This is a genomic window from Microbulbifer pacificus (assembly GCF_002959965.1).
In the GTDB taxonomy this organism is placed as follows: Bacteria; Pseudomonadota; Gammaproteobacteria; order Pseudomonadales; family Cellvibrionaceae; genus Microbulbifer; species Microbulbifer pacificus_A.
In genome coordinates, this window is record NZ_PREV01000026.1 from 30,762 (window position 1) to 43,510 (window position 12,749).

General features: G+C 57.0%; 12 protein-coding genes. All 12 read right to left on the bottom strand.

Annotation, left to right across the window (positions count from 1 at the left end; all coding sequences use genetic code 11):
- Positions 1-29: 29 nt before the first annotated feature.
- A complete protein-coding gene (gene lpxB / locus C3938_RS00730) occupies positions 30-1,178 on the bottom strand; it encodes a lipid-A-disaccharide synthase (RefSeq protein WP_105103137.1) in 1,149 nt (382 codons plus the stop codon).
- A gap of 17 nt (positions 1,179-1,195) precedes the next feature.
- A complete protein-coding gene (lpxA, locus tag C3938_RS00735; protein WP_105101377.1) occupies positions 1,196-1,975 on the bottom strand; it encodes an acyl-ACP--UDP-N-acetylglucosamine O-acyltransferase in 780 nt (259 codons plus the stop codon).
- An 83-nt stretch (positions 1,976-2,058) separates the two neighbouring features.
- The gene (fabZ, locus tag C3938_RS00740; protein WP_105101378.1) at positions 2,059-2,496 is read right to left on the bottom strand and encodes a 3-hydroxyacyl-ACP dehydratase FabZ; all 438 of its coding nucleotides are present in this window, start codon (positions 2,494-2,496) and stop codon (positions 2,059-2,061) included.
- A gap of 89 nt (positions 2,497-2,585) precedes the next feature.
- On the bottom strand, positions 2,586-3,668 hold the full coding sequence (lpxD, locus tag C3938_RS00745) for a UDP-3-O-(3-hydroxymyristoyl)glucosamine N-acyltransferase (RefSeq protein ID WP_105101379.1): 1,083 nt from the start codon (positions 3,666-3,668) through the stop codon (positions 2,586-2,588).
- A gap of 19 nt (positions 3,669-3,687) precedes the next feature.
- Positions 3,688-4,203, bottom strand: coding sequence for an OmpH family outer membrane protein (locus tag C3938_RS00750; RefSeq protein ID WP_233998568.1), 516 nt, complete (start codon positions 4,201-4,203; stop codon positions 3,688-3,690).
- 111 nt (positions 4,204-4,314) lie between these two features.
- On the bottom strand, positions 4,315-6,885 hold the full coding sequence (gene bamA, locus C3938_RS00755) for an outer membrane protein assembly factor BamA (RefSeq protein ID WP_105101380.1): 2,571 nt from the start codon (positions 6,883-6,885) through the stop codon (positions 4,315-4,317).
- An 88-nt stretch (positions 6,886-6,973) separates the two neighbouring features.
- Complete coding sequence (gene rseP, locus C3938_RS00760) at positions 6,974-8,332, bottom strand: RIP metalloprotease RseP (RefSeq protein ID WP_105101381.1); 1,359 nt, start codon at positions 8,330-8,332, stop codon at positions 6,974-6,976.
- 9 nt (positions 8,333-8,341) lie between these two features.
- A complete protein-coding gene (gene ispC / locus C3938_RS00765; RefSeq protein WP_105101382.1) occupies positions 8,342-9,580 on the bottom strand; it encodes a 1-deoxy-D-xylulose-5-phosphate reductoisomerase in 1,239 nt (412 codons plus the stop codon).
- A 142-nt stretch (positions 9,581-9,722) separates the two neighbouring features.
- The gene (locus C3938_RS00770; RefSeq protein WP_105101383.1) at positions 9,723-10,568 is read right to left on the bottom strand and encodes a phosphatidate cytidylyltransferase; all 846 of its coding nucleotides are present in this window, start codon (positions 10,566-10,568) and stop codon (positions 9,723-9,725) included.
- A gap of 90 nt (positions 10,569-10,658) precedes the next feature.
- Positions 10,659-11,420: a polyprenyl diphosphate synthase gene (gene uppS, locus C3938_RS00775; RefSeq protein WP_105101384.1), complete on the bottom strand. Its 762-nt coding sequence runs from the start codon at positions 11,418-11,420 to the stop codon at positions 10,659-10,661.
- Positions 11,420-11,977 (bottom strand): ribosome recycling factor, encoded by a 558-nt coding sequence (gene frr / locus C3938_RS00780; protein WP_105101385.1) that lies wholly within the window; start codon positions 11,975-11,977, stop codon positions 11,420-11,422. Before frr ends, uppS begins: the two co-directional genes overlap by 1 nt.
- Positions 11,974-12,711 (bottom strand): UMP kinase, encoded by a 738-nt coding sequence (pyrH, locus tag C3938_RS00785; RefSeq protein WP_105101386.1) that lies wholly within the window; start codon positions 12,709-12,711, stop codon positions 11,974-11,976. Before pyrH ends, frr begins: the two co-directional genes overlap by 4 nt.
- Positions 12,712-12,749 lie beyond the last annotated feature (38 nt).

Below are 12,749 nucleotides of genomic sequence, written 5' to 3' on the forward strand. Positions count from 1 at the left end.
TTTACAGGTGAGCCCGTAAGGCAGGAAGGTTAGCCGTACAACAACTTACACACTGCGTCCGCGGCTTTTTCCGAGGCATCGCGGCGCAGCTGCTGGTGCAGCTCGCTGAATTCTCTGCGCAATTGATCACCGAGCAATGGATCATCAAAGTAATTCAACAATGCCGCCCCCAGTGCTTCAGGCGTGGCCTCATCCTGGAGAATTTCCGGCACCAGCTCACGCTGCGCCAACAGGTTTGGCAGGGAAACCCAGGGGGTGTGCAGCATGCGCGAAAAAATTGCGTAGGTCAGCGACGCCATTTTATAGGCCACGACCATAGGTTTGTTCATCAGCATGGTTTCGAGAGTCGCAGTTCCGGATGCAATCAGTACCGCATCTGCAGCAGCCAGTGCCTGCTGGGAGTTTCCGTCAAGGACCATCAGTGGCAGCGCGTCGATACCGGGCAATTGCGCCAGTTGCTGCTCAATCTGCGATTTGCGATCCGGGCTTGCCGCTGGCAACACGAACTTGAGATTTGGCCGACGCTGATAGCACCAGAGCGCCGCCTGTAAAAAAAGGGGCCCCAGCAGCCGAACCTCTCCACCGCGACTACCCGGCAGCAGCGCGACGACTTCATCCTCGGAGGAAAAACCGAGCACCTGTTTTGCCGCCGACACGTCGACATCCAGAGGAATATCATCGGCCAGCGGGTGTCCGACAAAGGTCACCGGCACCTTGTGCTCGCGATAAAACTCCGCCTCGAATGGCAGCAGGGTGAGCATATGGTCCACCGCGCGGGCGATTTTCTTTATCCGCCCTTGGCGCCAGGCCCACACGGAAGGGCTGACATAATGCATCGTGGGAATACCGGCGGAGCGGAGGGCCTCCTCCAACCCGAGATTAAAATCCGGCGAATCGATACCGATAAAAATATCAGGAGGGTCAGCAAGAAAGTTTTCACGCAGGGTGCGGCGGATACGAAGTAACTCCGGCAGACGCTTCAGAGGTTCCACCAGCCCCATAACCGACAACCTTTCCATCGGGAACAGGGACTCGGCTCCCAGCGCCTGCATACGCGGACCGGCAATACCACGCACTTCCACTGCAGGAAAACGCTTCCGCAGAGCCGCAATCAACCCCGCACCGAGAATATCTCCCGAGGCCTCTCCGGCCAACATACCGATGCGCAACGTGCGCACCTCCTCAATCGAAGTGTTCAACGGACGATGCCACGAGTGGAATTTTGCAGGGAATCGATCCAGGGCTGAATTGCCGCGGACTCCTGGCGCAACGGCTGCAGAGACTCCAGCGCCTCATCTGTTGTCAAACCACGACGGTAAACAATCTTGTAAGCGCGATTGATCAGTGCGATGTCCTCGCGGCTGAAACCGCGCCTGCGCAGTCCCTCAGCATTGATGGTCTTGGCCTCTGCAGGGTTGCCAGCCACCATCACGTAGGCGGGAACATCCTTACCGACACCACACCCCATCCCGGTAAATGCGTGTTCGCCGATCGTGCAGTACTGATGAACGAGGGTATAACCGCTAAGGATTGCCCAGTCGCCCACATGTACGTGGCCCGCAAGCGCCACGTTGTTGACGAGAATAGTATTGTTGCCGATCACGCTATCGTGGCCAATGTGTGCGTAGGCCATCAGCAGATTGCCGTTGCCAATAGTGGTCTCACCGCGATCCTGCACGGTACCGCGGTGAATGGTAACGCCTTCACGAATGACATTGCCATCGCCAATCACCAGTGTGGTGGGCTCACCCTGGTATTTTTTATCCGGAGTGTCCTGCCCTACCGTGGCGAACTGATAAATACGATTGTTTTTGCCCAGCCGGGTCGGCCCGCTGAGCACGACGTGCGAGGCGATCTCACACCCATCGCCGACTTCTACACCGGGCCCGATTACACTATAGGGGCCGATATGCACGCCTTCGCCAATACTCGCCGAGTCGTCGACAATGGCGGTTGGATGAATCCTGGTTTGCATTCCGTGGTTCTCTCCTCACCAGCAGGGTTGTGCGAAGTATCCTGATATGTCCGCGCAACAACCCGGATTTCACTGGCAGTGACTCAGATCTTTTTCACCGCACACAGAATGTCCGCCGATGCCGCCAGCTCTCCGTCTACACTGGCTTTGCCGGCAAACTTCCAGATTCCGCGACGCTCGGAAATCACTTCAGACTCCAATTGCAGGCGATCACCCGGCACAACCTGGCGTTTGAAGCGCACATTGTCGATACCCGCGAAGAGGTACAAGTAGCCGTCCTCCGGCTTCTGCCCCAGGGTTTTAAAGCCGAGAATACCTGATACCTGAGCCAGCGCCTCCACGATCATCACTCCCGGAAAGATTGGCATTTCCGGAAAGTGGCCGTTAAACACCTCTTCGTTGATCGAAATGTTTTTATAGCCCTTGATCGACTTACCCTCTTCCAACTCAACAACACGGTCGACCAGAAGAAAAGGATAGCGGTGCGGAAGGTATTGACGAATTTCCTGAACGTCCATCATGACGAATTGTCCCCAGAAACCACTTCGGGGCGCCGAACGCCCCGAATCTACTAAAAATTAAACTGTCTGCAACCGGAAGTTACCGGGCTTTATTCCTGCTCACCTTGCGGCGTACTTTCATCCGCTCGCCCGAGATTAGCCGCCAATGTTTTTTCAAGTTCACTCAGGCGGCGAGCCATCTGATCCAACTGCCCAAATCGCACCGCATTTCGCCGCCACGACCGGCTGTCAGAGAAAGGGGTACCACTGGAGTATGAGCCCGCTTCATCAATGGACTTGGTCACCAGCGAACGGGCAGTAACATGGGTGTGATCCGCGATGGTGACGTGACCGACAATGCCAGCGCCACCGGCAATGGTGCAGTGCTTGCCGATAACGGCGCTGCCCGCCACTGCAGAACAGGCGGCCATGGCCGTATAGTCACCAATGCGCACATTGTGCGCGATCTGCACCATGTTGTCGATCTTGACCCCGCGACCGATCACTGTGTTGCCCAGTGCTCCGCGGTCGATACAGGTACAAGCTCCTACTTCCACCTCATCGGCAATTTCCACTCCGCCCAACTGATGGATCTTGATCCACTGCCCCTGGCTTGGTGCGAACCCGAATCCATCGGCACCGATGACGGTATTACTATGCACGGTACAGTCGGCACCGATAAAGCAGCCATGATAAACGACGACATTGGGGAAAAGCCGTGAGCGGGCGCCTATTTCACTACCCTCACCCACCACGCATCCGGGGCCAATAACAGCGGACGCCGCAACTTTGGCATGCGCCTCAATGATCACCCCCGGACCGATACACGCGGAGGGGTGCACTTCCGCGCTGGGATGAACAGAAGCGCTGGGATCTATACCGGCAGCGTACTGCGGAGTCTTGTCATAAATGGCGGTAGCGAGGGCGAATGCGTGATAGGGATTTGCCACCACTAGCGCCGTCACCGGGCACGATTCCGCCTGCTCAGCTGTCAGCAGCACCGCGCAAGCGCGAGTGCTGGCAAGAAAGCGACGATAGTTGGCGCTCGCCAGAAAGCTGACCTCAAGGTCGTCGGCATCCTGCAACGTATTGAGACCGGTAGGCACCAGACTCTCACTGGCACCTTCCGCCAAACGCAGTTCGGCGCCCAACACTTCAGCCAGCTGGGACAGTGTTGGCTGTCCGGTCTTCAAACTGATCACCTGCGGTAATTTATTTTGCAGCGTTCAGACGCTTGACCAGTTCTTCGGTCAGGTTGGCATCGTTACCCGCGTAAACGGCAGCAGTGGCGTCCAAGACCAGATCCAGCTTGCGCTCCTTGATTACAGCTTCCAGCGCCTCTTTGGCTTTCGGCAGCAGATCTTTTTGCAGATCCTGAACCGCCTGCCCTTCAATCGCACGCAGCTTTTTAACAGTCGTTTCAAAATCGGAGCGTTTGAAGTTAATTTTGCGCTGCTCTTCAGCCCTTTTCTCTTCAGACCAGGTCACGCCATTTTTTTGCGCATCTTCTGCCATTTTCTGCACTTCCACGCGAATGCTTTCCGCAGTGTTCTGCAGTTGGGAGTACTCGGAGCTGGTCTTGAGCGCATTGATTTTCGCCGTCGCCTTTTCGGTACTCATGATCGCAGCCTGAATATTGACCACGGCCACCTTGGTTTGTGCAGATGCCGCTCCCGCAAACATCAGACCCGCCAACAGAATTGCACTAGCTTTCACAAATTTGAACACGCTTATTCTCCGTAACTCATAAATTTCGGCGCCCTGGAGGCGCACATTATTATCAAAACAATCGGCCGCCCTGCAATAAACCCCGAGCAGAAGCGGCGATATACCCCTGGATCAGAAACTGTTGCCCAGTGAGAACTGGAACACTTCTACATCGTCGTCTTCGTTTTCACGCAGTGCCTTGGCGAGGCTAAAGGTGAGAGGACCGAAACCGGTAATCCAGGTCAGACCGATGCCAGCAGAGACATTCAGGTAATCGACGTCGATATCGTAACAGTTAAGCTGGGTGGCGCCACAGCTTGAGTCGAACACGTTACCCGCGTCGATAAAAAACGCCGACTGCATGGAGCGCTGATCCTTCACGAATGGAATCGGGAAAATCACTTCCGCACTGCCTTCTACCAGAATGTTGCCACCAAATGGGTCGGGGCGACGCCCGGAAGATTCCGTCACCAGTTCACCGGTATCCGTATTCAACACGTAACAGCGTTTGGTTACTGCACCCTCGGCATCTACCGCACAGCTAACGTAATCGTAAAACTCGGCCGGGGTGGAGCGCGGCCCAAGGGTATTGCGTTCAAAACCACGCACCGAGCCGAAACCACCGCCGTAGAAGTTTTCAAAGAACGGCAACTCGCCGGTGTCCCCATAGCCGTTCGCGTAACCGAGACGCGTACGCAACCGCAATGTCAGATCCTTGGTTAATGGGCGGAAATACTGCGCGGTATAGATGAACTTGTAATACTCAAGATCACCGCCAGGCAGCGCGATTTCCATGGATGCCTGTTGCGAGGCGCCGCGGGTGGCGAGGATACCGCGGTTTAAGGTTGAGCGTGCATACGAAGTCGTGAGCGACCAGGTATCAAACTCATCGCCGTACAGATCGACAAACCCGTCGTAATCCGTATTCAGCAGGCTGTCATCCAGCGGCATGCTCAAATCGAGCACGACACCGTCTTCGACGGCCTGCCCGAGTTCTTCCGAAATACTCGCCAGTTCATCGAGGTCTACTTCCCCCGTTACACCACTGATCGGGCGCGGGCTGGAGACAATCTGTTGAACTGAGCTACTGTGGGTACTCAACTCCAGGTGGTTGAATCCCACATTCAGGCCGATCCGGGAAATTTCCGAAATCGGATAACCAAAGCTCAGCCCCGCGCCATACGTGGTGGTGTTATAGCTGGACAGGTTGATCTCGGAGTAGTCACGCTCCTGGTAGAACACGTTGAAACCGCGACTGACGCCGTCGGGCGTGAAATATGGATCCGTGTAGGAAAAATTCACCACCGTCTGGTATTTGGAGGTGTTCACCCCAAAGCCAACGGATTTGCCGGTGCCCAGCCAGTTGTTTTCCTGCACATTGGCACCGAGCACCAAGCCACTGCCCTGGGCGTATCCCACGGTGCCGCCAATGGAACCAGAAGGCTGTTCTTCGACCGTGTACTCTACATCGATCTGGTCGGAAGTACCGGGTACCTCGGTCGTTTCTACCTGTACTTCCTTGAAGTAACCGAGACGCTCGAGACGCACCTTGGATTGCTCAATGCGCGCAGAGGACGCGGATGCGGATTCCATCTGCCGCATTTCGCGGCGCAACACATCGTCGGAGGTGCGGGTGTTGCCGCGGAAATTGATGCGGCGTACATAGGCGCGCTTGCCGGGATCGATAAAGAACGTGACCTTTACGGTTTTGTCTTCCTCGTTGGCCTCGGGCATCCCGTTCACTTCCGCGAAGGTATAGCCTTCGTTGCCGAGGCGCTTGGTGATGTAGTCCGAGGTTGTCGTCATCAATACCTGAGAGAAGGTCTGCCCCTTGCGAACCAGCAACAGGCGGCGGATCTCTTCTTCGGAAACAACAGGGTCGCCGGCCAGTTCCACATCGGAAACGGTGTAGACATCACCTTCGGTGATATTGACGGTAATGAAAACGCTCTTTTTGTCGGGACTCAGCGACACCTGGGTAGAGTCGATCTTGAATTCAAGATAACCGCGGTCGAGGTAATAGGATTCCAGACGCTCCAGGTCACCGGTAAGTTTTTCCCGAGAGTATTTGTCGTCGCTGTTCAGCCAGGACAACCAGCCAGTGGTCTGCAGCTCGAAAATTTCACCCAGTTCCTCATCCGAGAACGCCTGGTTGCCGACCACATTGATATGCTTGATGGCGGCCACGGAGCCCTCGTCCACGACCACTTTCAGTTCAACCTGATTACGCGGCAGTTCCTTGACCTCAGTTTTTACACTGGCGCCGTAGCGGCCCTGAGCCACGTACTGGCGCTGCAGCTCCTGAGCCAGGCCTTCAAGCGTCGCGCGCTTGAAAATCTGCCCCTCCGCAAGACCGTTGTCATTCATGCCTTTCAGCAGGTCTTCCGTTTTGATCGCCTTGTTGCCGGTGATTTCAATCTTGGAGATTGCCGGGCGCTCGCGCACGGTAATCACCAGCACCCCGTTCTCACGACCAATCTGGATATCCTGAAAGTATCCGGTGCGAAACAGTGCGCGGGTCGCGCTCTGGATTTCCACACTTTCGACCTGATCGCCCACCCGCACAGGCAGCGCCGCGAACACAGTACCGGCGGAAACCCGCTGCAGACCTTCTACGCGAATATCGTTGACCACAAACGACTGGGCGTAGGCAGTAATTGGCAGAGCCAGGCCGAGCGAAGCCGCTTTCAGGAAGTTTTTCATCTACTAATTCCGAGTTTTTATTCGCAATTCCTGCCGGGCCTCGGGCCCGTACAATTCTTGAGAGCCCGCAGGCACCCCGTTCAGACATCTAAAGTCGAAGAATGTCGTTGTACAACGCCAGCGCCATGATCCCCAGCACCATGGCCATACCGACCTGCAAACCGATCATCTGCACACGCTCGGACACCGGAGAGCCCTTGATGGCTTCAATACCGTAGTAAAGCAGATGCCCGCCATCCAGTACTGGAATAGGCAGCAGGTTCAGTACACCGAGACTGATACTTAGTAATGCCAACAATGACAGGAATGACTGCCAGCCGGCGTTCGCCGAAGTGCCGGCCACTTTAGCAATGGTGATTGGACCGCTCAAGTTGCGGGTCGAAAGTTGCCCGAGCAGCAATTTTTTCAGGCTATCGAGGGTGAAGAGTGTCTTGCTCCAGGTTTCTTCCAGCCCCTTGTTGAGTGCACTCAACATGCCGTAGTGGTAACGACGCACCTTGTCTTCCGGCCAGGACGCGCCGGCTGGCGCCACGCCAATACGCCCGATCTCCTCACCACCATCCAGTTTGACCCGATCGGGAATAACGGTAAGCGCCAGCTCCGCACCATCCCGCGCAACGGTGACCTGCACCGGTTGCTCCGGACGCGCCTTGATATAGCTGGTCCAATCGTCCCAGGCGTCAAATACCTGTCCGTCAGTGGATACAATCTCATCGCCCACTTGCAGCCCTCCCCGCTCCGCGGGGCTACCCGGGATTATCTGGGAAAGTGTCATACCGGGCTCGGGAATCCACAGGGAAACGCCAATTTCCTCCATGGGATCCGGCACCTCCCGCCCGGCCAGCCAGCGCTCGATATCCGCGTACATGTGATATTCCAGGGAGGAATCCGGGTAGCGCACGGAAAACTTGATATGCCCGCTATCCCCGAGGCGATTGGCCAGGCGCCAGTTCAGCGCCTGCCAGGTCGGCGTCGGATGATCATCCACCGCAAGAATTTCCTGCCCCTGCTCCAAACCGGCTACAGCGGCCAGACTGCCCGGCTCCACCTTGCCCACCACTGGCACAGGACCGGAAGTACCACCGAGGAAAACGCCCCAAAACAGCACTATTGCGAGCAGGAAATTGGCAATCGGGCCGGCCGCCGCAATCGCCATACGCGCCCAGACGCTCTTGCGATTGAAGGCGCGATCCAGCTCATTAGGGGCGACCGTACCTTCGCGTTCGTCCAGCATCTTGACGTAGCCGCCGAGAGGGATCGCCGAAATAGTGAACTCGGTGCCGTGGCGATCGTAGCGGGAAACCAACCGTCGACCGAAACCGATGGAGAAGCGCAGTACCTTGACCCCACACCAGCGCGCAACAATAAAGTGGCCGAACTCGTGAAAGCTCACCAATACACCGAGGGCAATGAGGGCCCAGACTGCAGTCTGTAGAAAATCTAGCATGGGGGCAGTTTACATTGATCTCATTTGCGGGTGCGGTTCACCCGCACGGACACCGTTCAGCTCTTCCAACACTTCAAGCGCCCGTTTACGAGCATTCCGATCAGCCAGTTCGACTGCATCCAGGTCCGTCAGTTCAACCACCTCGGTGGTTTTCATGACCTTTTCGATGAGCCGGGCAATCCCGGTAAACGGCAGCTCGCCGGCGAGAAAAGCATCTACGGCAATTTCATTGGCGGCATTCAGCACCGTTGGTGCACTGCCACCTGCTTCCATGGCTTCCCGCGCCAGACGCAGGCACGGGAAGCGGGAGTCATCCGGCGCCTCGAAATCAAGCCGCCCCTGCGCAATCAGATCCAGAGCGGCAACACCACTGTCGATCCTCTCCGGGAACGCCAGCGCATGGGCAATGGGTGTGCGCATATCCGGATTCCCCATCTGCGCCAGAAGCGATCCATCCCGGTACTGCACCATGGAATGCACAATACTCTGAGGGTGCACCACCACCTGGATATCCGCAGGCTTGGCGTGAAAAAGATAGCAGGCTTCAATGAATTCCAGCCCTTTGTTCATCATGGTGGCGGAATCCACGGAAATCTTGCGCCCCATGGACCAATTCGGGTGGCGGCAGGCCTCCTCCGGTGTCACAGTATCCAGCGCTCCCGGATCGCGGGTACGAAAGGGGCCACCGGAACCCGTCAGCAGAATACGCTCTACCCCGGCAGCGTCGAGGCTCTCACAGGGATAGGGAAGGCACTGGAAAATCGCGTTGTGCTCACTGTCGACAGGCAAAAGTTGCGCGCCACTCTCTGCGAGCGCGGCCATGAACAGCGGCCCCGCCATCACCAGTGACTCTTTATTCGCAAGCAACACCTTCTTGCCCTTGCGCACTGCCGCCAGTGTAGGCTTCAGGCCGGCAGCACCCACGATGGCCGCCATCACCACCGCCACGTCTTCGTGTGCAGCCACCCGGCACAGAGCATCCACCCCGCACAGAACTTCCGTCGCAACACTACCTGACCCCGACTTCAGTGCACGGCGCAGCTGAGCGGCCTTGTCTTCGTCCAGTACTACGGCAAATCGGGGCGAGAAACGCTGGCACTGCTGCGCCAGCTCTTCGATGCGATCGCGGGCGGTCAGTGCGAATACCGAGTATTTTTGCGGGTGGCGCGCCAGCACATCCAGAGTACTGACACCAATGGAGCCAGTAGACCCGAGTACACAGACGGCTTGTGGATTCGTGGAATGCATGAAACGAACTACCTCAGCGACTCAACAGGGCACCGGACCACGCCGGTGCCAGAGCCGAACTTCGTCAGCGATGGTATTAGTAATAGCGGGCGATAAACAGGCAAAAGCTTGTCCCGGTTACTGGGCGCAAATTACACAATTTTTATAGATACTTGGGCAATTCACTCGCCAGCGCCGCCATGGTGAATACCGGCAGTGCCGCCGTGAGACTGTCCAGCCGGTCCAGAATGCCACCGTGCCCCGGCAATATCCGACTGCTGTCTTTGATACCACGGTGACGTTTGAACATGCTTTCAACCAGATCTCCGATTACCGACGCCAGCGCAGTAACCAGTACCCCAAAGGTAAACAATATGGTGTTTTTCACAGGGAGGTCGAACGCGAAGGACACCGCCAACGCCAGGACCAGACAGGCCGCAAGGCCACCGAAAAAGCCCTCCCAGGACTTGCCCGGGCTCACTTCGCGAGCAAGCTTGTGCCGGCCGTATTTGCGGCCCACAAAATAGGCCCCAACATCCGCGGCCACCACGACCGCCACAACAAACAACACCAGCCAGGGACCGTGCTCAAGGCCCTGCAGGATAACCACGGACAACCAGGCCGGCACCAGCACCACCAGGCCAATCAGGCCGCGGGCCCAGCGATTCCCCCAGAGCATGGCGCTCGCGGGATACCCCTGGACCCAGAGAAAAGCCAGTGCCCACCAACCACAGGCGACTGCGAGAATTCGCCGTGCGTGGTCCACATCGGGGCTTGAGAATTCGAATTTGAAAACATAGTGCGCCGCCCCGATGAGGGCGGCACCGAGCGCACCGAGAAACACAAACCGCAACGCACGGTTCAGATTGGACAGGTTGGCCCACTCCCACCCCCCCAACAGGATGATCGCCGCCACCACGATGGCAAACCACTGCATGGGTACGAAGAAAAGCAGCCCGAGGAACAGAGCAACCAATACCAGCGCGGTAATTATTCTTTGTTTTAGCACCGTTTAACCCTTGATTAAATCAATCTGGCAACCGGTAAAACGCACCTGAAGCATCCATCGCGAACAGCGGTGTCCGCGCTGCTCTCACCATCAGGCCTGCGCTTCCAGTCCATCCTCACTGCGACCGCCGTAACGTCGGTCCCGCTGGCGAAATGCCGCAATGGCATCATCCAGCTCGGCGACCCCAAAATCCGGCCACAGTGTTTCAGTAAAATAAAATTCGCTATATGCAGCCTGCCAGAGGATAAAATTACTGATGCGTTGCTCCCCACTGGAGCGGATCAGTAAATCCACGGGCGGAAGATCCGCCAGCAGTACTCGCTCAGCAAGCGCCGTCTCATCGATCGAATCCACAGAGCGCTCGCCGCTTGCCACCTCTTGGGCCAGCATACGGGCTGCCTGGGCAATATCCCACTGGCCGCCGTAGTCTGCGGCAATCACCAGAGTGCCGTTCACACCACCCCGCGTCAGCGCCTCCGCTTCCGCGATTGCCCGCTGCAGACGCGGAGAAAATCGGTCCCGGCGACCAATCACACGCAGCTCAACCCCCTGCTCCTGCATCCGCCGCGCTTCGCGCCGCAGATAGGAGTGAAACAGGGTCATCAGCAGCTCCACCTCTTTAGGTGGGCGCTGCCAATTCTCGCTGGAGAAGGCGAACAGCGTGAGCACTTCAACGCCACGCTCTTTGCAGGCCTCGATCAGATCCCGGATCCGCTCGACCCCCGCCTTATGTCCGGCGGACGGAGACAGGCCTTTACGCGCTGCCCAGCGACCGTTGCCATCCATGATGATGGCGATATGCCGCGGTTCCAAAACCTCAGGACCCGTCACACCCGTACCACGTGCAGACATCAGATTTCCATCAGGTCCTTTTCTTTTACCGACAACACCTTTTCCACCTCGGCAATATACTTGTCGGTCAGCTTCTGGATTTCGTCACCGGCACGGCGCTCGTCGTCCTCGGAGATCTGCTTTTCTTTTTCCAGCGCTTTCACTTCCGCCAGCGCATCGCGACGCACATTCCGAATCGCCACACGGGCGTTTTCCGCTTCGCCCTTAGCCTGGCGAATGAAATTCTTGCGGGTTTCCTCCGTCAGCATCGGCATCGGAATACGGATCACGCTGCCAGCGGTGCTGGGGTTCAGTCCCAGATCGGACTTCATGATCGCTTTTTCGATATCCGGAACCAGATTCTTTTCCCAGGGAGTAACGGAAAGCGTACGCGCATCTTCCACCGTTACGTTGGCCACCTGCGACAACGGTGTATCGGAGCCGTAATAGGAGACCATTACGCCATCGAGAATACTCGGATGCGCGCGACCGGTGCGAATTTTGTTGAAGTTGCTACCCAGCGCTTCAATGGATTTTTTCATGCGCCCTTCGGCGTCTTTTTTGATGTCGTTGATCACTGATTCACATCCTCTTCAATAAGTGTGCCCTCTTGGCCGCCCACAACGATATTCAGCAGTGCGCCGGTCTTGTCCATCCGGAAAACGCGCACAGGCATATTGTGCTCACGACAGAGGCAGATTGCGGTTAAATCCATAACCCCGAGCTTTTTGTCCAGCACCGCGTCGTAGGTGAGACGGTCATAGCGGGTGGCATCAGGTACCAGTTTCGGATCGGCGGAGTAGACACCATCCACTTTGGTGGCTTTCAGCACCAGCTCGGCGTCAATCTCGATCCCGCGCAGACAAGCCGCGGAATCTGTGGTGAAAAACGGGTTACCGGTACCGGCGGCAAAGATCAGTACTTCACCCCGCTCCAGGTAACGGATAGCAGCGCGGCGGTCGTAGTGATCGACGATACCGCTCATCTGGATCGCGGACATCACCCGCGAGGAAATATTCGAGCGCTCCAGCGCGTCGCGCAGAGCCAGCGCGTTCATGACAGTGGCGAGCATCCCCATATGGTCACCGGTAACGCGATCGAGACCGGCGGCGTTCAGAGCCGCGCCGCGGAACAGGTTACCGCCGCCGACCACCAGACCGACCTGCACACCGATACCTACCAGCTGGCCGATCTCCAGCGCCATTTTGTCCAGTACTTTGGGGCTGATCCCAAACCCCTGTTCGCCCATCAGCTCTTCTCCGCTGAGCTTTAACAGGATTCGCTTGTACTTACGGTCTTTAATACCTGGCATCCCTTGTTCCTCAACTGTTACGGGCTGAATTCTATGTT

Bases quoted from the DNA above. Each gene is read 5' to 3' on its own strand.
- lpxA (WP_105101377.1), bottom strand. From the start codon at position 1,975: ATGCAAACCAGGATTCATCCAACCGCCATTGTCGACGACTCGGCGAGT.
- fabZ (WP_105101378.1), bottom strand. From the start codon at position 2,496: ATGATGGACGTTCAGGAAATTCGTCAATACCTTCCGCACCGCTATCCT.
- bamA (WP_105101380.1), bottom strand. From the start codon at position 6,885: ATGAAAAACTTCCTGAAAGCGGCTTCGCTCGGCCTGGCTCTGCCAATT.
- ispC (WP_105101382.1), bottom strand. From the start codon at position 9,580: ATGCATTCCACGAATCCACAAGCCGTCTGTGTACTCGGGTCTACTGGC.
- pyrH (WP_105101386.1), bottom strand. From the start codon at position 12,711: ATGCCAGGTATTAAAGACCGTAAGTACAAGCGAATCCTGTTAAAGCTC.
- uppS (WP_105101384.1), bottom strand. From the start codon at position 11,420: ATGTCTGCACGTGGTACGGGTGTGACGGGTCCTGAGGTTTTGGAACCG.
- rseP (WP_105101381.1), bottom strand. From the start codon at position 8,332: ATGCTAGATTTTCTACAGACTGCAGTCTGGGCCCTCATTGCCCTCGGT.